The organism is Lentibacillus salinarum (assembly GCF_042679865.1).
Lineage (GTDB): Bacteria > Bacillota > Bacilli > Bacillales > Amphibacillaceae > Lentibacillus > Lentibacillus salinarum.
The window spans coordinates 205,487-229,957 of sequence record NZ_JBHTNH010000002.1 but is presented as its reverse complement, the minus strand read 5'-3'; the positions used below and the strand labels follow the sequence as shown (position 1 = coordinate 229,957).

Genomic DNA, 24,471 nt, shown 5'->3' with positions numbered 1-24,471 from the left:
TGCCTTATGACTCCTTCAATAAACGTTTCAATGCGTGATCCGGACGTATATACCCATTGACCATGTATTCATTTGTATCTTCCTGAAATAAACGTGTCGTCACAATCGTTTCGGTTTCCAACCTGTACAGGATTTTTCCCTGATCAGGTGCTAAATGGATGGTATACCACTCCCACTCCGCCTTTAATGTTTCCTCGAGTTTCGCCAACAAGTGGCTAACGTCTGTTAAATCAAATGCACTCATTAAAATATTGGGATAATGCATCGGAATGAAATCAGCGTCCAGCTGATCCTGTTTATTATAAACTGTGAGCGCAGGTATCATGTCAGCACCCAAGTCATGAAGCAAATTGTTAACCGTTTGCTGGTGCCGCACAACATCATCATTCGTTGCATCAACAACATGAAGTATAAAATCGGCTTCATTCACTTCTTCCAGGGTTGATCTGAATGCCGCCACCAAAGTTGTGGGCAAATCCTGAATAAACCCAACCGTATCGGTTACCAATGTTTGAAAACCGGACGGTAGCTGAATATGACGCGTTAACGGATCAAGTGTGGCAAATAATTGGTCTTCCACTGTTGTTTCACTTTGTGTCAGCTGATTAAATAGCGTCGACTTTCCCGCATTTGTATAGCCGATAATGGCCATTTGAAAAACGTCATTTGTTTTTCTGCGTTTTCGATATTGCTCCCGCTGTCGAACAACTTGTTTCAGCTGACGTTTTATATCATCGATCCGCCGTCTGATATGCCGCTGATCGGTTTCCAATTTTGTCTCACCGGGGCCGCGTGTCCCAATCCCCGCACCTAACCGGGACATTTCCTCTCCTCTACCACGCAGCCTTGGCAGGGTGTATTCCAATTGGGCCAGCTCGACTTGCAGCTTACCCTCTTTCGTACGGGCACGCCCAGCAAAAATATCGAGAATCAACTGACTCCTGTCGATGACCCGGACACCGATGTCATCGCTTAAGTTCCCCAGCTGACCGGCTGATAACTCGTCATTGGAGATGACGAGATCAACTTCCAGCTCTTTAACCGCTTCGCCGATTTCCGCCGCTTTTCCCTCACCGATATAATAAGCAGGATGAATTCGCCGGCGATTTTGAACAATGATGTCTTCAACGTAGCCACCTGCTGTTTCCGACAGTGATTGCAACTCAGCCAGTGACGATTCAAATTGGTTATCATCAACCCCTGGCATTTTCACCGCCAGCAGTAATACCCTTTCCGACATGTCAAAACCTCTTCCATTTTTAACGTTTTTATCCAGTCATTATCATAGCAAAGAACTGCTTCCACAACAATTTTTAGTCAAATTTAAGTTGTGTTCAGGGACAAATCATCCCCTGTCAGAAAAATCAGGTCATCAACGGAGAACATTTCCTTATTTAATAATCTCACGGCATGAGATCTGATTGATTGTTCGATGATATTGCGGATGTAGCGGGCATTGGCAAAATTGGATTGTGTTTGCTGTTTCTGTTTGTATAAGTGTGTCCGCAATTTCCATTCCGCCTCTTTCGTCAATTCATATTCCCGATCCTGAACCATTTGTTTGGCAATCATCGTCAACTGATCAATATTGTAATCCTGAAAATCCAATATAAACGGAAATCGGGATTTCAGACCGGGATTAAGCGTCAAAAACCGCTCCATCTCATATGGATACCCTGCCAGTATCAGTACAAAATCATTATGATTATCTTCCATATGTTTCACCAGTGTATCAATGGCTTCCTTACCAAAATCTTTTTCACCGCCCCGTGCAAGTGAGTAAGCTTCATCAATAAATAGGATGCCTCCCATTGCTTTTTGAATGATGCTCCGTGTTTTTTGTGCAGTTTGACCAATGTACTCGCCAACCAGATCAGCACGTTCGGCTTCAATAAAATGGCCTTTGGAAAGCAAATTCATGTCAAAGTACATTCTGGCCAGTTTTCTAGCGACAGTTGTTTTTCCTGTACCGGGGTTACCTTTAAACAGCATATGGAGAACCTGCTTTGATCTGGTTAGTCCCATTTCATGCCGTTTGTCATTAACCACAATGGTAGCATAGATTTCTTTTATCGTCCGTTTTAATTGGTTCATGCCAATAAATGAAGAAAATTCAGCATCAATATGGGAGAACGGGTTGCCTGCTGTAAAATGCTGATTATCCGCTTCAGAGACGTTTGTCTGTTTATCCTGCAGTATAATATTAATTTGCCCGTTTTTATTTCGCAGTTTTTGCGTATCCACATGATCACCCCTTCGTCACGATAGTATACGCGGCAAAACACCGGGGTGTGACAAATGCCTATTTCGCACCTGTCAATCCACTGTTAAGTGAATACCCTGCTTCGTTTTCTGTGTAAAAGATAAAAACGGACGCGTGTGAGCGCCCGTTTCCATTATTCTTTGTCCAGTGCGATATTTTTTACAGGAGCAAATGTTGAAATCGCATGCTTGAAAATCAGCTGCTGTTTACCATCTGTTTCCAATAATACTGTGAAATTGTCAAATGCTTTCAAAACCCCCCGGAGTTGAAAACCATTCGTCAGAAAAACTGTAACGGAAACATGGTCCTTTCGTAGTTTGTTTAAATACTGATCCTGTATGTTCACCGACTGCGCCATTGAATTTCCTCCTCTTTTCTATCTGTACATAAATACTTCTATATTTTTTGCAACATTCCTGCCAAATCAGTCAAAATTTTTCCAAATGTTTCATCAATTGTTTCTGACGTCACGGTATACCAATTCACCTTCATTTTATTTTTAAACCAGGTATATTGCCGTTTGGCATAACGTCTGGAATTTCGCTTCAATAAACTCACGGTTTCATCAAATGTCTGATCACCTTTAAAATAGGGTATGAATTCTTTGTAACCGATACCCCGCATTGACTGGTGATTTTCGTACCCTTGATTGTAAAGTACTTTAACCTCTTCCAGGAGGCCCCCCTCCAGCATATGATCAACCCGGTTGTTTATGCGTCTGTACAACCGCTCACGATCCATTTCCAAACCTATAAAAATCGAATTATAGGGGGAATTCTCCAGCTGATTTCGTTGGTAATCAGACATGGTCATTCCGGTTGTTTCATAGATTTCCAGCGCCCGGATGAGACGGCGGTGATTGTTTGGATGTACCTTTGCCGCATGACCCGGATCAATTTCCCAGAGACGATTATGTAACGTGCCGGATCCCTTCGCTTTAAGCTCTTCTTCCAGACGTTCCGTGACGTGTTGATCTCGTCGCTGTTTGGCGAAATGGTAATCATATAAAGCGGCCTGGATGTAAAGACCGCTTCCACCGGCAATAATCGGCAGTTTCCCGCGTGAATCGATTTCTTCAATATGGGATTGCACCAAATTCTGGTAATCAGCGACCGAAAACGGATCTTCGGGATGTTTAATATCAATCATATGATGGGGAATCCCCTGTTTTTCAACTTCGGTAATTTTATCAGTTCCAATGTCCAGCCCTTTATACACTTGCATAGAATCCCCACTGATGACTTCCCCATCAAAACGGCCCGCTATCTTAATGCTTAACCGGGTTTTCCCAACGGCCGTCGGTCCCACAATAGCTATAACTGGCGTTCGCATCAGCATTCCCCTATTTAGCTTTATTCATACGCACGATAGGCATGCAACATCCAGACATATTTCTCTAATTTACCTTGGAGGGAAATGAGCAAATCTAATGTTGGTTCGTCATCCTGCTCCGATGCGTATGGAATCCCTTTTTCCTTAATTTCTTTAATAATCTGCTGGTAATCTTCAATCAGCTTGGCAGTTATTTCATCTTCTTTATCGTCCGCTGTTGCTTCTTCCAGCGTCGCTTCCTTTAGGTATTTTGACATGGTCGCGAGTGGCTTTCCGTCAATCATTAACACTCTTTCAGCAATCGCATCAAGATCTTCAGCAAATGTCTGATACATGTCTTCAAATTGTTTGTGAAGCTCAAAAAAATGTTTTCCCTGAATAAACCAGTGATAACGATGCAGTTTCACATACATGACAAAATAGTTGGACAACAGCTGGTTCAAAAAGTTAATAAGCTTTTGATTATCCATAATGAACACCTCGCATTTTTATCTTAGGTTTTACGAGGTGCTAATCATTTATACATCAATTACATCACCCTTTTTATTCGACTCATTTTTACTTATTTTTCACCTTTTTTCCTAAGGAGATTATATAACAAATTATGGTATATCACAATTTATCAATTACGGACTCTTGTTCCTAATTATCCGAACTGTGGTCATTTTAAAAAATTATTTCCTATCAAGTTATATATAACCTTTAACTTACAAATGCTTGGTCTAACTCCACCGTCTTTAGACGATATCAGCTTTTAGCCCTATCTTTTTTGTCCATACTAAATCATGAGGTGAAAGTATGGACGGATATAGAAAAAATAGTCATGTGGTGTATGATATCAAGTATCATGTTATCTAAGTGACAAAGTATAGTTACAAGGTATTACGGGGTCACATAACGGTAAGAACAAGGGAATTGATTAGACAAGGTTGTGAGGCTAGAGGAATTACAATCTTGCAAGGGAGAGTCGGCAAGATCACATTCATTTGTTATTATCTTGTCCTCCAAGCCTTGCTTCACGTAAATATTGCAGTATCTAAAAGGGCGATCATCAAGATTATTACAGGATGAATTTCCAGAACTCAAGAAGGGATATACGGATGGATAAAAAGCTTGGTACCATCAGTATTCTCCAGTGTAAATAGGCATGACTCCCAGAATTTCCTTGTTGGAAGTCAAGCCCGTTTATGCTATATTTGGATTGGTAAATCCTAAAAGGAATGTTCCTTTGTTTATTAAATGCTTCTGGTTCATATCAACACTTTATATTTTTTGATAGAAAAAAGAGGATACAGACTTCAATCCGTATTGTGCCGGATTAAATAGTTGCTCGGTTGAACCTACAAATAACACCCCACCCTTTGTTAATGATTGACTAAATTTCTGATACAAATGGTTTTTAGCATCTTCGTTAAAATAAATCATAACGTTGCGACAAACAATTAAATCAAAATTTTTTTGAAAGCGATCAGTTAAAAGATCTCCCTTTTTAAATGTAACTAGCTGTTTAATCTTCTTATTTAATTCATAAAAATCGCGTTCACCTTTATGGAAATATTTATCGATTAATTTGGAATCTAATCCCTCTAATGAATTTTTATGGTATGTCCCTACTTTTGCTTTGTTCAATACCGTTTGATCTATATCCGTAGCCAAAATAGATAAATCACTTGGGTTCAGATACTTTGAAAGAAGGATACCTAAAGAATAGGGTTCTTCTCCGGTAGAACAAGCAGCACTCCACACTTTTAACTTATTCTTGTTTAACGCTCCTTTCGCAATCATTTCCTCTAGGATTTTCCAATGGTTTTGATTACGGAAAAACTCTGATACATTAATCGTCATGTGATTTAAAAATTTTTCTAAAAGTTCCGGACTTTTTTCTATTGCTTTGGAAAAACCTACTAAATTACGACATCCATGTTTGTTACTCAAAGATAACAATCTTCTTCTCATCTGTTGTTCTTTATAAAAGGATAAATCAATACCTGTTATATTTTTAATATGGTCAACGAAATAGGCGTAATCATCCATGTGCGTCTCTCCTTTTCAGTTCCTTTTTTCATAATAGAGTAGGATAACCTTTTTCAAGGCTATCCCCTCATCAAACCGCATGTGCCCTTTTAAAGCATACGGCTTACCAACGTGTTTCATTTGTTCATCAATCCGTTGCTGTTCTTTTCCTGGCATTTATTTTGCGTAACAGGGGTGTAGTACTCCTGCCCTGTTTCTTTTGCTCTTTCCATTTTCCTTTTCTGTTTCGATTGTAGAGCCTGGTTCATTCGGTGTATATAGCTGTGAACCCATAGATTTTATGGTGAAAGTATGTATTTATACATGTGAGATTATCAATCTACTGGCCGGATTTTCAATGAACATGGTTGTCGATTTTTAAGTTACCATATACAAAAGTACCAATATGCTGGCATAAGACCTATTCTTGCGAAAAACTCATTATTCCACTTCCCTGTCATTTTCCATCCTTTTCTTTGATTCGGATGGTCATGTCGCCACTCTAAGTCTCTTCCTGATGTAACGATCGATTGCTTTTAATTCTTACCAACGATTTTATAAGCACAATGACTACCAATGCCATATTGGGCATTTAGTTGTACGGCTTTGTGTAAAGTGTGGAATTAATTGACTTTTCCTCTTACCGGCCCTGGTGGTGACGAATTCATCATTCAATTACCTGAAGTTGGTGCAAGGGATAATGAGTAGCCATTGCAGAGAGTGTTCAAAAGGATATACAATACAAGAATCTCGGAGTATTAATGGTCTTTCTTTAGAAGTGACCACAGCATGGGAATCGCAATGGCTCCTTTACAAGATAACAACAACGTTTTCCATGTTAAAGAATGCTAGTATATCCTTATACAAAGAAAAGAACAAAGGAAGGAATTCCTATGAAGTAATGGATTCAGCTTAATTCATTTATAATCAAAAGAATGGATGAAGGTATTCCCTCCCATCCGTTTTTTTCACAAAGCAAACCAGTTATTTTTGACTGCTAATAAGGCGGCATTTGTCCTATCTGTAACATTTAACTTCTTAAAAATAGATAACAGATGATTTTTAACGGTTTTTTGTGATATGAAAAGTTTTTCAGCTATATCAGAATTTTTATTGCCTTTAACGATTTGTTCAAGAATATCCCATTCACGCTCAGTCAGTATGCCATTTGGTCGCTTAACTTTATTATAAGTAGTTTTTATATAATCGTTTAATAGTATAGGTGATAGAAACGGGTGAATATATAGTCTGCCGTTTAACATACTTTCTATGGCAAATATCAGTTCATTCGATTTCATTCCATTAAAAAAGTAACCATCCAGTCCTTTTTTAAATAATTTTACCAAGGTGTCATTTTCAACTTCAGAAATCCATATCGCTGTTTTTGTCTGCTTTTCTGAGAAATAGTCAATTAATCTTAATGCGTTGATGCCTATGTCCATATCAATGATCATTAAATCTATTAGACAGCTTTCTTTAAAAAGTGCGTTTTGGTGTCTGGAATCATATACTGATACGACGTACTCGGGAAAGTTTTCCTTTATTACCTTTTGAACACCATCACGAAGTATACCTGATTCTTTCATGATTGCGATTGTACCCATTATGTGTTTTCTCCTATTCATTAAATAGTCCACTTATAAATATGGAAGTCCATTATTCAATGAACTTCCATATTCAATTTATTTTCTGTTATAGCTTAAACTGACGAACCAGGCCGTTTAAATCTTCGGCTAATCGAGCAAGATCATCCGCACTGGATGCAACTTCTTCCATAGAACTGCTTGTTTGTTGAGACGATGCTGATACTTGTTCAACACCTGCAGCGGATTCTTCAGAAACGGATGCAATTTCCTGAATGGAGCTGTTCATCTGTTGACTGTTGGCTGCAATTTCGGACATATTGTCAGTTACCGTCTGAATGCTATTCACTACATTTGTGACGGCTTCACTAATCCCCTCAAATTTCTCACCAGTCGTTTTAATTTGTTCGGTTCCTTTTTCAACTTCTTTATAACCTTCTTGTAAGGAATTGGTTACCACACTGGATTCATTTTGGATATTGCCAACGATTCCAGTAATATCGGAAACGGAATCAGATACTTGTTCTGCCAATTTTCTTACTTCATCGGCAACTACCGCAAAGCCTTGACCATGCTCCCCTGCTCTAGCAGCTTCGATTGCTGCATTCAAGGCTAATAGATTGGTTTGGTCAGCAATATCCTTAATGACGGATACTAATTTAGAAATTTCCTGAGATTGCGTGTCCAACCCTTGTACTTTTTGAACGGTATCTTGCACAATTTGGTCAATTTTATTCATCTGTTCCTCGGAATTATTCATTAAATGACTGCCTTCATCTGTCAAGCTAAGGACATCGTTTGATTCCTGCTGAATATGTTCCCCTTTTTCATTCGCTTCTTGCACCTTTGTGGAGAAGGTTGACATGGCAGACGATAACTCACTTGAGCTATTGGCCTGTGTTTCGGAACCGGATGCTAGCTCCTGCATGGTTGTAGAAATTTGTTCTGTACCGGATTTCACCTCATTTGCGGATTGCGTTAACTCTTCACTTTGACTCGAAAGTGTTTCAGATGTTTTGGAAACATTTTTAATTATTTCTTTTAACCTATCCTGCATGTGATTCATGGCATTAGCTAATTTTCCAGTTTCATCTTTGGATTTTAGATTTAATGGCTCCTGTGTCAGGTCTCCATCAGCAAGATGGTTCATATGTTCAGATACCCTGTCGATCGGTTTCGAAATACTATTCGAAAACATCCAGATGATCAAGATACCAACAACCAATGTAACTCCTATTACAATCAGGATTAAGGTTAGAATGTCATTGGCAGGCTGATTGAAATCCATCATATAAGTGCTTGCCGTAACCACCCAGTCCCAATTTTCATCGGTTTTGGTATAGGTAACCTTTTCTTCAATCTGGTTTTCCTTATCAGGTAAAGGCCAATCATAATATACGTACCCTCCACCATTATTTCCTGTTTCAATTGTTTCTTGAACGAATTTATTCCCGTTTGAATCTTCTTCATTCCACAGGTTTTCACCTTCTAATGTAGGGTGAGCAACTTCAGTACCTTCCTGATCATATACAATCATATAGCCATTTTCACCCAAATCAATATTTTCATTGATGGGGCGGGTTCCGTCATCATTTTTTTCACCTAATATAGAAACCTTTACTTGTTCCTGTGCTTTTTCTAATGAAAGATTACCTTCTTCAACTTCCTCATTTAAGGCATTGATCATTTCAATTGTCATTTCCACATTATTTTTTAAATTCGTTTTACCAAGTTCATCTAAACTGGATGCACTTTTTTGATAGCTAAAAATACCTAAGATAATCAACGGGACCGTTAAAAGGAGAATTGAGATTGTAATAAGTTTTGACTTAATAGACGAATTAAATTTAAATAGAGATTTTAATTTCACTTTCATCACCTTCCGCATAAAAAAGTTTGATCTTCATTTTATTCTAAAAATCCGGGATATAAATATCTGCCTATAACACCTTGTCCAACGCTTCCTTAATTCGCTCGGCATTAAAAGGCTTTACAATAAAATCGGCAGCACCAGCCTTAATAGCATCCAGAACCATACTTTGTTGTCCCATTGCAGAACACATAATAATCTTTACGTCTGAGTTTATTTTTTTAATTTCCTTAACAGCTTCTACACCGTCCATTTCAGGCATGGTGATATCCATCGTTACAAGCTCCGGTTCTAATTCCTGGCATTTTTCAACGGCATCTTTCCCGTTTTCCGCTTCACCGACTACCTCATGGCCAAGCTTTGTAAGATTGTCTTTTAATTGCATCCTCATAAAAGCTGCATCATCTGTGACAAGTATCGTTGCCATTTTTATCTTTCCTCCTTATATTCTTAATCCTCGATTATTTCACTGACTTCATTGACTTCATCAAAGTTTAAAACATACTTTAAATCCAACAAGATTAATAGATTATCCTCTAATTTAGCGACACCCCTTAAAAAGGAGTCGTTAACCCCATTGATTACTTCCGGAGCCGGTTCGACGGAGCTTAAGTCAATATCCATAACATCCGTTGCTGCATCAACAATCAGACCAACCTGAATATCATTCATATTCACGATTAAAATCCGGGTGTGTTCGGCATGCTCTGCTTCACCTAACTGTAAACGCTCCTTTAAATCAATGACGGGTGTAATATCCCCACGTAAATTGATGACACCCTTAATAAAGGCGGATGTCTGTGGCACTTCGGTTATTGTCTGTAATTTTTCAATCCCAAGAACATTTTGGATATCAACCCCATACCGCTGTTCGCCCATACGAAAAACAACGACTTTAATGGATTCATTCATGTTGAGACCTCCTCTATTATTTAATCAATGCATTCGGGTCAATAATCAGTGCAACCTGACCATTCCCCAAAATCGTTGCTCCTGAAATGGCAAATACATTCTTCAAGTAATCCCCAAGTGACTTTAAAACAACTTCCTTTTTCCCAATAAAGGAATCGACGATCAACCCCGTCATTCGTTCACCTTTTTTCACAATGACAACCGATTCATAGGGCTGTTCCCGTTCATCTGTCCTCTCACTGTCCGGCACATCAAATGCATCCTGCAATGACACAAGCGGAACAACTTTTCCTCTAAAATCCATCACTTTTTGACGGTGGGAGTACATAATATCCTTCTCTTTCAGCAGGGCGGTCTCAATGACAGAAGATAGCGGAATACCGTACGTTTCATTCTGAACATGAACCAATAAGGAAGATAGGATGGAAAGAGTCAGCGGTAATTGAATGGAAAACTTGCTTCCCTTCCCCGGTTCAGACTCAACTGTTATATGACCTCCCAGTGTCTCAATATTCATCCGCACTGCATCCAGACCGACACCACGCCCTGAAACATTGGAGACCTTCTCAGCTGTGCTGAAGCCTGACGAAAAAATCAGCTGATAAATATCGTCATCCAGTAAGTTTTCAGCACGTTCAGTGGAGAGAAGGCCATTGTTAATGGCTTTCTGAGCCACTTTTTCACGGTTGATACCACCCCCATCATCCTCTATTTCAATGAAAACATGGTTGCCGCTGTGGTAAGCCCTTAGGATTAATTTACCTTCTTCCTGTTTTCCAGCCCGTTTTCGCTCTTCCGGTGACTCAACACCATGGTCAACAGAATTTCGAATTAAATGGACCAGCGGATCTCCTATTTCATCGATAACTGTTCTGTCCAGTTCTGTTTCGGCCCCGACAATTTCAAGGTCAATCTTTTTATCTAAGTCCTTTGCTAATCCCCTGACCATTCGCGGGAATCGGTTAAAAACCTGTTCAACAGGAATCATACGCATTGATAAAATCAAATCCTGCATGTCCTGCGACACCCTGGAAATATGTTCAACAGTCTCGCTTAGTTCATGATTGTTTAACTTATTTGAAAGGTCATCAAGACGGCCACGGTCCAAAACGAGTTCTTCAAAAAGATTCATCAAATAATCAATACGTTCACTGCTGACACGAATGGTTTTAGATGATACACTTTTACCTTTGTTATTAGGTTTGTCCTGATTGGCTGAATCATCGTTATCCGAACGATTGCCGGCTTCTGAGTCTTTCTTATCCTCTGCTTCACCTTCAGCTTTTTCACTAGCATTAATGGACAGTACGAACACGTCGACATCCTCGATCTCAGAAACCTTATGTATACCCACTTTAATGTCTTCTGCTGATTCATCTGATAAAAGAATTAAGGAAAATTGCTGTTCAAAATTCTCCTCCTCCAAATCATCCACAGCAGGAACCGATTTAATAACCTCACCAAGATGTTCCAAAACTTCGAATACCATATAAACACGTGCTGATTTTAATAAACAATCCTCGGACAGCGTAACGGTTATTTGAAAAGGGGTGTATCCCTGTTCGCCTGCCTGTTTGATGACAGTCATCTGGTACTGATCGATTTCAAGCATGGAATCAGATGTTTCATTCTCCTGATTTTTATCCGGTTCCGGTGCTGAAGATGTTCCATTCTCCAATTGTTCCAGCTGCGAAACAAGATGACTGACATCTTTGTTACCGTCTTTCCCCTCACTAATGGCCCCGACCATTTCTTCGAGCAATTCAAGTGCCTCAAAAATAATGTCTATAACGTCTTCGCTGACTTCCAACGTCCGAATTCTAATTTTGTCGAACACATTTTCCATTTTATGAGTCAGTGATGCAATATCATCGAACGCCATTGTACCGGCCATGCCTTTTAATGTATGGGCTGAGCGAAAAATTTCGTTGACGATGTCGAGATCTTCCGGGTTTTTCTCCAGTTCCAAAAGATGATCATTCATTGATTGTAAATGTTCGTTACTCTCATCAAGGAACACCTCAAGGTAATCGTTTGTATCCATTTGCCACATCCTTCCCCTCTCTACTAATCAAGCAATAGGATAATATCTATTTCGCCCGTGTGATCAAAAGAAGTCGTTACACGAAGCCCCTGTTTAAAACCTGATAATGTCGTATTTCCCTGCATCAGCGTAGGGGCGGTAATATTAATATTGATTCCATTTTCAACGATATTTGTTGCGAGACCGCCAGCAATCATATTGCCTAATTCACCACTGAACGATAAGAGCATGTCGCCTTCCAGTGGCATGCCATACATGGTTTCACCTATCTTACTAAAAACTGCTGGGTTTCCCGATAAAATCAATTTCCCTTTGATATCACCCGTAATACCAATCAAAACGCCATATTCAATATGAAAATTCCTTTCTAATAACTGGGGTTTCATCCTAGTGTGTTCGATTGACACGACTGTTTCTAAGGATGAAAAAGTGCCATTCAGCAGTTCTGTCACCATTTTGTTTCTTTCGTTTACAGTAATTTGCATCATCTCTAACTCCTTTTTACGATTCTTTAGGATTCTTTTTCTTTTGTATGAATATCGTGATTAGGCAGTATGAGCACTTCTACCCTTCTATTTTTGGTTCTATTTTGGTCACTGTTATTAGGGACAATCGGGTGATGCTCACCATGACCTTTTGAACTAAATCGCTCAGGATCCAATTTTTCATTTTCAAGTAATAATCGCATGAAGTTAATAGCTCGCATTGCACTTAATTCCCAATTTGATGCAAATTTTTCATTATGCATAGGAACATCATCCGTGTGCCCGCTCACCACTATTTGGTGAGGCGGGTCCGTGTATAGAAATTCAGACACTTCTCTTGCGATCTTCTTTCCATAATCATTAACTTTGGCACTGCCGGAATCAAATGACACGTCATTGGATATCGTGACCAGTAATCCTTCACCCGATAATTTTGTGCCTAACACTTCCGATAAATTATTTTGTTCAATGTATTGATTGATCTGTTGCTGCAGGTTTTTTAATTTTTGCAGTTCCTCAGTTCCTTGTTCTTCTTCCTTTTCCTTATCTTCTTTGTTTTCGGTGTTATCATCTGTCACAACAGGAACTTGTTCCGATACGCCATTACTATTCTCCAGAATTCCCGATCCACCTCTAAATTCATTGTCAAACACTTGTATAAGACTTTGATATTTTTGGGCATCTATCTCACTCATAGCAAACAGGACAATAAACAATGCAACTAAAAGCGTTAGCAAGTCTGAGTATGGGAGTAACCATGATTCGCTGATATGATTCCCCTTACGCTGTTTCTTCCGCCGCATATTCGTCCTCCTGATTTAATCTTGCTAACTCTCCCGAAGATAAATAAGAACTTAATTTATCCTTAATGATTCTCGGAGACTCTCCGTTTGTTATGGATAAAATACCTTCTATCATAATTTGCTTTAGTCGGACATCATCCTCAGACTTTTCTTTTAGTTTATTGGCAAACGGATGCCACAAAACATAGCCGGAAAAGATACCTAATAATGTGGCAACAAATGCAGCAGATATCGCTGCACCCAATGCTTCAATATCGTTCAAATCACTAAGAGCAGCTATTAATCCAATTACCGCCCCCAGCACACCCAATGTCGGCGCATATGTACCAGCCTGTGTAAATATGGATATACCTTTCTGGTGCCTTTCCTCCATGGCATCAATTTTTTCTAACATAACTTCTCGTATAAAATCGGGTGTTTGCCCATCAACAGCCAACTGTAGGCCCGAAGCCAAAAACGAATCATTGACATTATCTATTTTACTTTCGAGCCATAATATGCCTTCTTGCCGGATCGTTTCGGCCCATTCTTCAAAGGTTACAATTATTTCCGCTGCATCACGTTTTTTATCTTCCGTAAAGATTATTTTCAGTAACTTCGGGACTTTCTTTAGCGTACTCATCGGAAAGGCTATACAAACGGAAGCTATCGTTCCCAAAAATATGATCAGCAAGGCTGCAGGATTAACGATGGCCATAGGGCTTACCCCTTTTAACACCATTCCGGCACCAATAGCTATGAGTCCAAATAGTATTCCAAGAATTGATGACTTATCCATCCTGCAACCTCCATAATCTTCTATATTCACTTGGATATACACCTGGCATGTAGTACTTTATTGGTTTTGGTTTTCCCAAAAGATAACCTTGACCATAAGGAACACCTAATTCCTTGGCTTTTTGTAAATCAGGCTCAGACTCAAACCCTTCCACAATGACCTCAGCGTCTTCCCGAAGGAGCATCAGCATAAATTTTAGGGCTTTTTGTTTCTTAGGGGACTCTGCCAAATCTTTAGCAAAATACCGATCGATTTTAGCAATATCAGGATTAATTTCCAATATTGACCTTAATGTCCACTCCCCTTTTCCAAGATCATTAAGAGCAATCAGGAAACCGTCCTTTCTGATCTCTTGAGCGACCTCTTTTACAATAAATAACTCCATTTCTTTTTCGGCTTCATTTATCTCAATTACAACATTGTTGGATACTGAACCTAAATACGACTTCAACTGTTGTAAATGATAATAAAAAGATGTATCAACTAATGTTGATGGAAAAACATTGACGAGTATACGCTTATCCTTTATAGGTACACCTCCTTGATTAAGGGTCTCAAACGCTTTAAATATGGAACTTATGTCGACATTAACGAGCTGATTATGTTCTCTTGCGTTGTCAAAAAGTAATTTCGGATTCTGTACTTGCTGTGAACGAAGTAGTACCTCATATCCATAAACGTCATTTGTTATTAAGTTGATAACAGGTTGAATAACATGATAAAAATCATTTTCTTCGGAAGTGATATCTAACTTTAAATCCATGTGACATACCTCATCCTATGTATTTTTTACCCAGTTCCCTTTGCCAAAACAGAAAAGGAATTCCATAAGAGCTTTCCTATTTCTCGGAACCTCCCCCCTTTATCATGAAAAAAGGCTATTCATGAGTAGTTAATAGCCAAAATCTAAATTAATATTCCATATTAAAATAAAAAGTGGCAGCCAGGCGATCATTATGCGTGATTTATAAAATTCGCATATTAGACCCTTTAGCTTTGCGTCCTATCCTTTCGAATAGTTTGCCTATTTCTTTTTTACTATAGGAAAAATGAACCATTACATGTAGACTAGTATAATAGGTATTTCCGACAAAAATCAACAAATTTATCCAAATTTATATTTTCTCCGGAATTATTCATACTTCCAAGTTAAAGCTTATATTGGAATCAGACGCTAATATTTTTGGCTTGCGTCCCAAAATTGAGATGTTCATGTTATTAATGATGTCGAGATATAACTGTAGGTACTCAAAATGCATCGTTTTTGGACATACATGATCCTTGGTTTAAAAGAAGTTTTTTTAAAACCAGGAGTTAATAAATCATACTTTACTCTAGTTGTAACGTTTGTATTCGCTGCAGCACTTTCCAGAAAAATGCTTGAAAACGAAACGGGGTGATGGCTTAACATAAAACGAGCGGCCCGATTTGACCAATTTGCTTGCTACTTTAACAACTTTGGTTCGTATGGTCTGAATCTGCATACTTTTCTGTTCTTCTGAAAACAGAGTGTACACATCTAATTAGTCAGGTTATAGGGCAGCCAAACTCAACATCATTCTTGCTTCGTTTACTTGAAAGGAATGACTGCTCATTCTGTCGAAATCGAATCCATCTTTTGCTGCCTTGATATAATTCTCCACTGTTCTTCCTCTTTTTTGGTAAGAACAGACAATACTCTTAAGCGTGAAAGCGTCTGTCAGGGTTTGTGACGAAGAATGAATGTGGGAGAAACAAACTCACTTGCCGGACGGGCAGATTGGATAATCACTTTTCTCGACTTGGACCATGACTGTGCCCGGTATTCCTTTTCTTCAAAATAACATTCGGTCTAGGTCGCATCGGACGGTGCTGTGGAAGGATGGAGTTCAGTGCTGCAGGTTTGGGTTGGATTTCGAATCACATATTAGGCGGATTCGGCTTCGCATAATTTATACAGCCCCGGAACAGCAAAACCACTGTCACCACGCAAGAATGGTGTCGTTTCCGGGAATTTTCCATTGTAATGGGTGATGAATGGTTCCGAGTCCACAACCCCGTTGGACGTGTACACATTGCCCTGGACGCACCCCTGCTTTCAAAAAATCACGTGTGACACCATCAAAAGCAACCAATGGGTGAAGCCGACTGTGCCGTAATGGGTATTAAAAGCAGCTGATTCCTGTTACCGCGTGGTCAATTCCTATTAAAAATGCGCCGAACCTCTTAGATAACAAGGTTTACAGCGCATTTATTATTACATCACGCGTTTAAACATTTTTTCCAGTTCATAGGCGGAAAAATGAATAATAACCGGCCTTCCATGCGGACATGTGAACGGGTCCGTCGTTGTCCGCAAATCTTCCAGCAGCCGGAACATACCGTCTTGATCCAAGTAATGGTTAGCCTTGATCGATCGCTTGCATGACATCAGAGCCGCAGCATCTTCCCTGAGTGATGCCACATCAATCTTCTCATCCTGCATAATCTGCTCAATCATTTCCCGGATAACTTCTTCTTCAAAGCCTTTCGGAAACCAGTTTGGATGAGAGCGAATAATATAGCTCTGATTGCCAAACGGCTCAAAAAACAACCCAACTTTGGCAAGGTCTTCCATATGGTGATCGATGAAAATCGATTCCTGCCTGGAAAAATCAAATGTTAATGGAATCAGCAGTTCCTGTAATTCATTGGTGGTTTGGCCCAATTTCCGCCTAAATCGTTCAAATTTGATCCGTTCCTGGGCAGCGTGCTGATCAATCATATAAAAACCGGTTTCGTTTTGGGCCAGGATGTATGTCCCGTGAAGCTGGCCAATCGGATACAGAACAGGCACACGATCCTTTTTGACGGTCTCCTCTGTTGCCGGCTCAGAATTTTTGCCCGTTTGCTCATCTTGTTCGGAAACTGGTTTTTGCGGATGGTTGTCGGGTGAATACTGTATCTTCTGATCGGTCGTTTCGCTGCCGCTTATATCAGGCTGATGTTCATTGACTCGCAGTTCAGCCGGCCACGCATTTGTTGCTTGTTTCGGTTCCTCAAAATTCATGGTGTTCTGGACCGATTGCTTTGGTTTTTCCACCTGCTGCTTTTGTTCCATTTCCGGTATAAGTGATGTGTTCCTAAAGGCGGCACGGATTGTTTCTTCTATGGCAGAAAAGAGTTCCCTGTCTTTACTGAAACGGACTTCAAGTTTGGTTGGATGTACGTTCACATCAACCAGCACCGGGTCCATGTCAATCGCTAACACAACAATTGGCGAGCGTCCGACCGGCAGCAGTGTGTGATAACCTCTCATAATCGCTTGTGAGAGCTGCTGGCTTTTGATGTATCGCCCGTTAATCATTGTCGATATATAGTTACGGGAAGCTCTGGTCACTTCAGGCTTGGCGATATACCCTTCAATCGAAAAATCCAATGTGTCATGTTTAACGGGAATCATTTTTCTGGCAACATTCATACCGTAAACCTGGCTGACCACCTGCAGCAGATCGCCCGTACCTGCCGTTGTAAATAACGGTTTGCCATTGTGAATAGCTTCAAATCGGATCTTTGGATGTGATAATGCCAGGCGGTTTAACAGGTCGGTTATATGCCCCAGTTCCGTGTGGATGGTTTTCATATATTTTAAGCGGGCAGGTGTGTTGAAAAATAAATCCGCAACCACAATTTCCGTCCCCTGGCGTGCATCACTTTTTGATCTGTCTGTCACCACGCCGCCTTCAATTGATAAGTATGTAGCGGCACCGTCACCTTGTGAAGTCTTAACCGTCAACCTGCTGACAGCCGCAATGCTTGCCAGCGCCTCACCCCGAAAGCCCAATGTGTTGACCCGGAATAAATCCGTTTCATGTTTAATTTTACTTGTTGCATGACGCAAAAAAGCTTTTTCAGCGTCAGCTTCGGGCATACCATCGCCATTATCCGTCACTTTTATTTTTTGCAAACCGGCTTCTTCCACTTCCACCCTGATCCATGAGCTATGGGCGTCAATACTGTTTTCAATCAATTCTTTTACAACAGAGGCCGGACGTTCCACCACTTCTCCGGCAGCTATTTTATTAGCGAGCGCATCCGGCATTTGTAAAATTCCCATGGAAACAGTCCTTTCTTTCTATTTTTCTTCCGCCTGTTTTTGCAATCGGTATAATGCATTCATGGCATCTAAGGGCGTCATTTCAAATAGATTGATATGTTTGAGCGCATCCACCACCCCGTCTTCTTTTTGATTGACGGTTCTTTGGCTCTCATTGGCTTGTTCTGCCTGTTCAAAAAACGATAATTGTCCAGTGTGCGTTTCCAGCGGCTCATCATCACTTTGTTCCAGCTGCTCCAGAATTATACTGGCCCGCTCGATCAGTGGTGCAGGCAGATCGGCCAATTTGGCTACATGAATGCCATAACTCTGATCAGCAGCCCCTTCTTTAATTTGATGAAGGAACACCACTTTGTCCTCGTGCTCTTCAGCCCGGACATGAATGTTTTTCAGCCTGTCCAGGGAATTTTCCAGCGCAGTCAGCTCGTGATAATGGGTTGAAAATACCGTTTTTGCGTGAATAGCGTCATGAATATGTTCAACAATCGCCTGTGCTAGAGCCATGCCATCATAGGTGCTTGTACCCCGGCCGATTTCGTCAAGTAAAATTAGACTGTTCTCCGTAGCATTGGCGATCGCATGATTAGCCTCGAGCATTTCAACCATAAACGTACTCTGGCCGGATACAAGGTCATCTGCCGCCCCAATACGGGTAAAAATCTGATCAAACAAGAACAGTTCCGCTTCTTCACACGGAACAAAGCACCCGATTTGGCCCATAATCACCGTCAGGGCCAGCTGGCGCATATAGGTGCTTTTCCCAGACATGTTCGGCCCGGTAATCAACAGAATATCCGTCTCATGATCAAGCAGCATGTCATTCGGGACAAAGGCGTTACCTTTCATCACTTGTTCGACCACCGGATGGCGCCCATTTTTAATAGCTAATCGATCTGTTGAAAAATGGGGTCGTCTGTATTGGTTCGCCTCACTTACCGTTGCAAAACCTTGCAGCACATCGATTTGACTGACAACTTCCGCTAAGTACTGGATAGCCGGGATATGATCTTTTATCTGATCACGAATTTCCAGAAATAGACGGTATTCCAGCTCAACACTTTTTTCTTCTGCTTCCAGAATCAATTGTTCTTTTTCTTTCAACTCCGGTGTTATATAACGTTCGGCGTTGGCAAGTGTCTGCTTTCGCTCATATCTATCTTCCGGCAGCAGGTGCAGATTCGCTTTTGTCACTTCAATATAGTAACCGAAAACCCGGTTGTATCCTACTTTCAGCGATTTAATAGTCGTTTCCTGACGCTCTTTTTGTTCCAGTTCGGCAATCCACTGTTTTCCGTTCCGTGATGCCTCACGGTATGTATCCAGTTTATCATCATAGCCATCCTTAATGATTGAACCTTCTGTTATGGATACAGGCGGATCATGCTGCAAGCCAGCATCAAGGAGCGACACGATATGTTCCGGAAAATGGAGACTGCTACTTAATTGGCCAATCCTTTCCTGATCAAATTGATTTAAAATCGTTTTAAGTTCAGGAATTTTTTCCAATGATTGCTTCAGTTGTATCAGATCCCTGGCATTGACATTACCGTAAGCAACCCTGCCAGCAAGCCGCTCCAAATCATAGACTGATTTTAACGCTTCCCTTAAAGCATCACGTTCCATAAAGCCATGCAAAAACCCTTCCACAACATCAAACCGTTCTTCTATTTGCTTCTGGTTCAACAAGGGCCGGTCAAGCCATTTTTTGAGCACTCTTGAGCCCATTGCTGTTACAGTCTGATCAAGCACCCATAACAAACTTCCATGCTTTCCCTTTTTCATAACCGTTTCCGTCAATTCCAGGTTTCGCTTGGAGTACATATCCAGCGATAAATAGTGATCCAGTTCAATAAGTTTGGCAGGCTGCAAATGGTCCAAAGAACGCTTCTGGGTCGTCTCTATGTAATTAAGCAGGCGGCTGAATGCCTGGACAAGACGCTCATCATTTAAATTGTTACACAAACTACGATATTCAGCATTAAATGATACGTCGTCCTGATAGGATAATGGGATATTCAGTTTTTCAGACAAGGTTTCCTGCAATGTTTCAGGGAGGTCCGATGAAACCACCATCTCCTTAATCGGCTGGTTATATAATTCATGCATCACGGCATCCCAGCCATCCGTGATCAGGGCGATACTGCTCTCACCAATTGATAATTCACTGTATACAATGACATAGGATCCATCGCGGAAATGAGAAAGACTAGTAATATAATTATGGTCATACTCCTGCAGCATATTGGTTTCCATGACCGTTCCCGGTGTAATTAATTGGACGACTTCCCGTTTTACCACGCCTTTAGCGTCTTTGGGATCCTCAACCTGCTCACAGATAGCTACTTTATATCCCTTTTCAATTAAATTTTTAATATAATTGCTTGCCGAATGATATGGCACACCGCACATGGGAGTCGGCTCATCTTTTCCGCCATCCCGTTTTGTCAGCGTAATTTCCAATTCTCTTGCTGCGAGCGTTGCATCTTCAAAAAACATTTCATAAAAATCACCAAGCCGGAAAAATAAAAAAGCATCCTGATATTCAGCTTTAATGTTTAAATATTGTGCCATCATTGGTGTGTTATTAGCCATGACGAATCCTCCAAAACCAATCGAATCTATTGTTATATTATAGCATATTCTGCTGAATCAGAACGACTAATGACAGTTGTTTTTAACAAGAAACCGTCGTCACCCACAATGATGCACGGGGTTGACGATACGTTTTGTTCCTGACGGGGGATAACAGGACAAAAAAACTTACGAGAGTATTACCCCTCGTAAGTTGCTTAATCCTTATGCTTGCTGTCAACAAAATCGGGTTTGACGTCGCTCAGCTCATCATCGGTAATGTCAAAGCCCCAATCATCGTCATCATCGAATGTACCGCCTTTTGGATCTACTTTTACAGCAACTTTGGTCTCGCCGATTATTTGTACGACAAACTCACGCTCAACATCCACAACGATTTTATGACCGTGTTCGGCAATCTCACATTCCAGGCAGTTTGGCTGCTGAACGACTTTGGCGATCACATCATAGTCGTCAGTCAAAGATTTGTCATCCTTAACGGAAAGGGGGACATAATCGGTGTAGGTAACACGTTCGGTCACCACTTCTGTTTTGGTGTTATCATTGTACGAATACCAGATATTAATATCATAGCTGCCATTGATTTCAACTGTATCCTCTGATTTCTTCTTAGCGTTATATAAATGATTGATCACCCAGCAGCCAAGAATACTGGAAGGCCTATGTGATGGTGATACATGGTGTGTTGCCTGCGTAAATTTTCGACCTTTTCCACAAACAGCTTTCGTAATAATTTCCCTGTATTCGTGATCAAGATATGACATAAGTCGTTACCTCCTTTTCTCATAGTCATATTATGCAAGACAAATACCTAAAGTGCATAATGGATTTGTAAAAGGACGTAAAGACCATTGATGTTCCTCTAAATAAAACGTCAGGCAGTATGCGCTTCTGCCTGACTTGCTTTATCATATTGAGACAGCGTTTAGCCGTCAAACATAGGTATCTTTCCGTTCGGCGTTCTACTAACGGAAGCTGGGATTTCCGGGAGAACAACATCTTAACGGTAGCTGGCCGGTTCATCGCTGAACGTCTTCCCTGTTTCACCTGAGAGAAGGTCGCCTCCTGTTGACGTGATGACATTGTTGGTGACTTCGCGGGAGATGGTTCCAGAAACGAGCTGGAGGACATCATTGACAACCCCTTGTGTTTCTTTAAACTCCTGGACAATCGGAATTGCATCAACTTCGGCATGCAGGCGGTCAATTTCTTTTTCCACGTTTTTCAATGCTTCTGTTTTTCCATACGCTTGGAAATTAACCGCTTGTTTTTGTAATGTTTTAATCTTCGTAATTAATTTCTGCACCTTCTGGTTGTTATTGATCTTGGCTTCAACTTGTTTAAAGCGATCAATTTCTTCAGTATTGGCGAGCATATTCGCCAGCTTTTTGGCTTCATCCAATATTTGTTTACGCGTGTATTCCGCCATGTTATTTCACCTCAGCTGTTTTTTCTGCCATAACGCCATTCAATGACCATGTTCTGGTTTCCGTGATTCTGACATCAACAATTTTTCCGATAACCGACTTCGGCCCTTTAAAGTTAACCAGTTTGTTGCGTTCTGTATAACCTGCAAGGACGTCAGGGTCTTTTTTACTCTCGCCTTCAACAAGCACTTTGACAACTTTATCCTTATATTGCTCCATCGATTCGGCTGATTGCTTGTTGACAAGGTCATTCAGCCGATAAAGCCGCTGTTTTTTCACGTCCTCAGGAACATCGTCCTGTTTTCGTGCTGCCGGTGTCCCTTCACGAGGGGAATAAATGAATGTAAACGCCGATTCAAAACCAACTTCTTCGACCAGTGACATGGTTTCTTCAAATTGCTCTTCGGTTTCATTCGGGAATCCGACAATAATATCAGTTGTCAGCGTGGCATTCGGCATGGCTTTACGAATTTTACGGACCAGTTCCAGATATTCTTCACGTGTGTATTTGCGGTTCATCTTCTTAAGGACTTCACTGCTGCCCGATTGTACCGGCAAATGGATATGATCGAGCAGATTGCCACCTTTTGCCAGCACTTCGATCAGGCAATCATCAAAGTCTCTTGGGTGTGACGTGGTGAAACGGATTCTCGGTATATCAATTTTATGGAGATCATCCATTAAATCACCTAGGCCATAATCCGAATCCTCAAAATCCTTTCCGTATGCGTTGACATTCTGACCAAGCAGTGTAATTTCTTTATAGCCCTGTGCCGTCAGTTGGCGCACTTCCTGAATAATGTCTTGCGGACGGCGGCTTCGTTCTTTTCCGCGGGTCATCGGCACAATGCAGTACGTGCAAAATTTATCACAGCCGTACATAATATTAACCCATGCCTTGACGCTTCCTTTTCGTGCTTTTGGAAGGTTCTCAATAATGTCGCCTTCCTTGGACCACACTTCAACCACTTTCTCTTTTCCGAACATGGCCTCTTTGACGAGTTGTGGAAGACGGTGAATATTATGAGTCCCGAAGATTAGATCTACTTGCGGGTGTTTTTTCATAATCCGGTTGACGACCTTTTCTTCTTGGGACATGCAGCCGCATACACCGAGGATAAGATCCGGTTTTTCCCGTTTCAAAGCTTTCAGGTGACCGATTTCACCAAATACTTTATTTTCCGCGTTTTCTCGGATAGCGCACGTATTTAGCAGGATAATGTCTGCTTCGTCTGTATCATTGGTGGAGGTGTAGCCCATTTCGGACAATATACCTGCCATAACTTCGGTATCGTGCTCATTCATCTGGCACCCATATGTACGGATCATGAATTTGCTGCCTTTACCAATATTTTCCATATCTTCCGGGATGCCAAAATCATAATGAACCTCTATATCATCACGGCCGCGTTTTCTGGCTTTATTCAAATTAGGCGGTTCATAGGTTGTCTCAAAATACTTGGCAATCAACGCATCACTTGATGTATGTTTCAGCCGCTCTATATTATCCGCGTCGGATTTTACGTCCGCCGGATTATCAGGCTGCTTGATTTGGGCTTGTTGTTTGCGCTGCTGTTCGTTCATAACAAAACTCCTTTCGTCTTTCTGGGATCGCCTTATAACCATAGCCATCCATTAATTTATTATAAAGGCTTCAGGCAAATTAAACAATCCATGATCGCCAGTACCTGGACAAACCATCATAAAAATAGTGCTGCGCGCATGCACAACACTGACAATGGATGATTTGATCATTTATCTTGGTTCTACAATCAATTTAATCGCTGTCCGTTCCTCTTCTTCAATCATAATGTCGGTAAATGCCGGTATACAAATTAAGTCAACACCACTTGGTGCAACGAATCCCCGTGCAATGGCAACTGCCTTGACAGCCTGGTTTAAAGCACCGGCACCGATGGCCTGTATCTCCGCTGATCCTCTTTCCCGTAAGACGTTCGCAAGTGCACCTGCTACTGAATTTGGATTTGATTTAGCTGACACTTTTAATACTTCCACTACTGGTACCTCCTTCATGTACTATTGTGGTTCTAATCCTACTATATTCGTGGAGATCGTGGCTTATTACCTTATTATGCATCAATAATTCTAAACATTCAAATAAAGTGAAACTTCATTCAGTGGAACGGTCTTCACCGCTGATATTAAGGAACAAAGGCTAAGTTCGCAACGTCCTGTTGCAACGCCTTTGTGACCTGCATCGTGCAGGCCCGAACAAAGGCTAAGTTCTCGGGCATCCTCGAAAAAGGAAGGCACTTTTTCTTCGTGCGATGTAT

At 40.8% G+C, this 24,471-nt stretch carries 21 protein-coding genes, 1 pseudogene and 1 riboswitch; all 22 genes and pseudogenes read right to left on the bottom strand.

Going from position 1 to position 24,471, the window contains the following annotated elements:
- Positions 1 to 4: 4 nt before the first annotated feature.
- The gene (gene hflX / locus ACFQ4A_RS01885) at positions 5 to 1,240 is read right to left on the bottom strand and encodes a GTPase HflX (protein ID WP_382397136.1); all 1,236 of its coding nucleotides are present in this window, start codon (positions 1,238 to 1,240) and stop codon (positions 5 to 7) included.
- Positions 1,241 to 1,323: 83 nt separating this feature from the next.
- Positions 1,324 to 2,244, bottom strand: a complete 921-nt coding sequence (gene spoVK, locus ACFQ4A_RS01880) for a stage V sporulation protein K (protein WP_382397135.1) — start codon at positions 2,242 to 2,244, stop codon at positions 1,324 to 1,326.
- A 152-nt stretch (positions 2,245 to 2,396) separates the two neighbouring features.
- Positions 2,397 to 2,621, bottom strand: a complete 225-nt coding sequence (gene hfq, locus ACFQ4A_RS01875; RefSeq protein ID WP_382397134.1) for an RNA chaperone Hfq — start codon at positions 2,619 to 2,621, stop codon at positions 2,397 to 2,399.
- A gap of 38 nt (positions 2,622 to 2,659) precedes the next feature.
- The gene (gene miaA, locus ACFQ4A_RS01870; RefSeq protein ID WP_382397133.1) at positions 2,660 to 3,595 is read right to left on the bottom strand and encodes a tRNA (adenosine(37)-N6)-dimethylallyltransferase MiaA; all 936 of its coding nucleotides are present in this window, start codon (positions 3,593 to 3,595) and stop codon (positions 2,660 to 2,662) included.
- Between the two features lie 20 nt (positions 3,596 to 3,615).
- Entirely contained in the window at positions 3,616 to 4,065 is a 450-nt protein-coding gene (locus ACFQ4A_RS01865; protein ID WP_382397132.1) for a Dps family protein, read from the bottom strand.
- Between the two features lie 793 nt (positions 4,066 to 4,858).
- Positions 4,859 to 5,629: a CheR family methyltransferase gene (locus ACFQ4A_RS01860; RefSeq protein WP_382397131.1), complete on the bottom strand. Its 771-nt coding sequence runs from the start codon at positions 5,627 to 5,629 to the stop codon at positions 4,859 to 4,861.
- Positions 5,630 to 6,576: 947 nt separating this feature from the next.
- The gene (locus ACFQ4A_RS01855) at positions 6,577 to 7,212 is read right to left on the bottom strand and encodes a response regulator transcription factor (RefSeq protein ID WP_382397130.1); all 636 of its coding nucleotides are present in this window, start codon (positions 7,210 to 7,212) and stop codon (positions 6,577 to 6,579) included.
- 88 nt (positions 7,213 to 7,300) lie between these two features.
- Positions 7,301 to 9,067 (bottom strand): methyl-accepting chemotaxis protein, encoded by a 1,767-nt coding sequence (locus ACFQ4A_RS01850; RefSeq protein ID WP_382397129.1) that lies wholly within the window; start codon positions 9,065 to 9,067, stop codon positions 7,301 to 7,303.
- A gap of 64 nt (positions 9,068 to 9,131) precedes the next feature.
- Positions 9,132 to 9,488, bottom strand: a complete 357-nt coding sequence (locus ACFQ4A_RS01845) for a response regulator (protein ID WP_382397128.1) — start codon at positions 9,486 to 9,488, stop codon at positions 9,132 to 9,134.
- A 23-nt stretch (positions 9,489 to 9,511) separates the two neighbouring features.
- Positions 9,512 to 9,973 (bottom strand): chemotaxis protein CheW, encoded by a 462-nt coding sequence (locus tag ACFQ4A_RS01840; protein WP_382397127.1) that lies wholly within the window; start codon positions 9,971 to 9,973, stop codon positions 9,512 to 9,514.
- A 16-nt stretch (positions 9,974 to 9,989) separates the two neighbouring features.
- Positions 9,990 to 12,017, bottom strand: a complete 2,028-nt coding sequence (locus ACFQ4A_RS01835; protein WP_382397126.1) for a chemotaxis protein CheW — start codon at positions 12,015 to 12,017, stop codon at positions 9,990 to 9,992.
- A 23-nt stretch (positions 12,018 to 12,040) separates the two neighbouring features.
- Positions 12,041 to 12,505 (bottom strand): chemotaxis protein CheX, encoded by a 465-nt coding sequence (locus tag ACFQ4A_RS01830; RefSeq protein ID WP_382397125.1) that lies wholly within the window; start codon positions 12,503 to 12,505, stop codon positions 12,041 to 12,043.
- A gap of 23 nt (positions 12,506 to 12,528) precedes the next feature.
- Complete coding sequence (gene motB, locus ACFQ4A_RS01825; protein WP_382397124.1) at positions 12,529 to 13,305, bottom strand: flagellar motor protein MotB; 777 nt, start codon at positions 13,303 to 13,305, stop codon at positions 12,529 to 12,531.
- On the bottom strand, positions 13,283 to 14,083 hold the full coding sequence (motA, locus tag ACFQ4A_RS01820) for a flagellar motor stator protein MotA (RefSeq protein WP_382397123.1): 801 nt from the start codon (positions 14,081 to 14,083) through the stop codon (positions 13,283 to 13,285). The genes motB and motA overlap by 23 nt, the downstream gene beginning before the upstream one ends.
- A complete protein-coding gene (locus ACFQ4A_RS01815) occupies positions 14,076 to 14,846 on the bottom strand; it encodes an EAL domain-containing protein (RefSeq protein WP_382397122.1) in 771 nt (256 codons plus the stop codon). Before ACFQ4A_RS01815 ends, motA begins: the two co-directional genes overlap by 8 nt.
- A gap of 172 nt (positions 14,847 to 15,018) precedes the next feature.
- Positions 15,019 to 15,118: riboswitch (cyclic di-GMP riboswitch) on the bottom strand.
- A gap of 294 nt (positions 15,119 to 15,412) precedes the next feature.
- Positions 15,413 to 16,247, bottom strand: a pseudogene (locus ACFQ4A_RS01810) (IS1380 family transposase); the annotation flags it as partial.
- A 72-nt stretch (positions 16,248 to 16,319) separates the two neighbouring features.
- Positions 16,320 to 18,158, bottom strand: coding sequence for a DNA mismatch repair endonuclease MutL (gene mutL / locus ACFQ4A_RS01805; protein ID WP_382397121.1), 1,839 nt, complete (start codon positions 18,156 to 18,158; stop codon positions 16,320 to 16,322).
- Positions 18,159 to 18,176: 18 nt separating this feature from the next.
- Entirely contained in the window at positions 18,177 to 20,750 is a 2,574-nt protein-coding gene (mutS, locus tag ACFQ4A_RS01800; RefSeq protein ID WP_382397120.1) for a DNA mismatch repair protein MutS, read from the bottom strand.
- A gap of 197 nt (positions 20,751 to 20,947) precedes the next feature.
- A complete protein-coding gene (locus ACFQ4A_RS01795; protein WP_382397119.1) occupies positions 20,948 to 21,514 on the bottom strand; it encodes an outer spore coat protein CotE in 567 nt (188 codons plus the stop codon).
- A gap of 236 nt (positions 21,515 to 21,750) precedes the next feature.
- A complete protein-coding gene (locus tag ACFQ4A_RS01790) occupies positions 21,751 to 22,179 on the bottom strand; it encodes a RicAFT regulatory complex protein RicA family protein (RefSeq protein ID WP_382397118.1) in 429 nt (142 codons plus the stop codon).
- A gap of 1 nt (position 22,180) precedes the next feature.
- Entirely contained in the window at positions 22,181 to 23,761 is a 1,581-nt protein-coding gene (gene miaB / locus ACFQ4A_RS01785; RefSeq protein WP_382397117.1) for a tRNA (N6-isopentenyl adenosine(37)-C2)-methylthiotransferase MiaB, read from the bottom strand.
- A 171-nt stretch (positions 23,762 to 23,932) separates the two neighbouring features.
- Positions 23,933 to 24,193, bottom strand: a complete 261-nt coding sequence (locus tag ACFQ4A_RS01780; protein WP_010530699.1) for a stage V sporulation protein S — start codon at positions 24,191 to 24,193, stop codon at positions 23,933 to 23,935.
- Positions 24,194 to 24,471: the final 278 nt, after the last annotated feature.